This window comes from Streptomyces silvisoli, from assembly GCF_029269905.1.
Taxonomy (GTDB): domain Bacteria; phylum Actinomycetota; class Actinomycetes; order Streptomycetales; family Streptomycetaceae; genus Streptantibioticus_A; species Streptantibioticus_A silvisoli_A.
This window is the reverse complement of sequence record NZ_JARJBC010000083.1, coordinates 1-507: the sequence shown is the minus strand read 5'-3', so window position 1 is coordinate 507 and position 507 is coordinate 1. Positions and strand designations below refer to the sequence as shown.

The 507-nt window shown below is 67.3% G+C and carries 1 protein-coding gene; it reads right to left on the bottom strand.

Annotated elements, in window-relative coordinates:
- A partial coding sequence (locus P3G67_RS35815; RefSeq protein WP_276097249.1) for a polyketide synthase dehydratase domain-containing protein occupies positions 1-507 on the bottom strand: 507 nt, incomplete at both ends.

The window sequence follows — 507 nt, the reverse complement described above, 5'->3', positions numbered from 1 at the left end:
CCGCCAGACCACGCCCAGCCTCGGGGAGCTCGACCTCAGCGAGAATTTGGTCCCCACGCCGCCAAGCCCTGCTCAGCCCCTGGAACACCGGACCATATGCAAACCCGCTCTCGCTCAGCTGCTCATAGAACTGCGAAGTGTCCAGCTCCATCGCACCAGGCACAGGCCACGCCTGACTCACCGAGCCGAACACCCCGTCCGCTGGCTCTTGAACCGTGACGTCAGGGGAGGAGACGCTCAACACGCCGGTGGCGTGACGTGCCCAGGCCTCCTGCCCGTCCAGGCGCGCATACACCGCCACACTCCGCCGCCGCGCCCCGGCCGCCGCAGGCGTATCGGCATCGCCGACCACGACCTGGACCTGCACGCCGCCCTGAGCGGGCAACACCAGCGGGGTCTCCAGCACCAGTTCCTCGAGTCGGTCACAACCCACACTGTCACCAGCACGGATAGCCAACTCGACATACCCAGTGCCAGCGAACACCACCGAACCCTGCACCGCGTAGT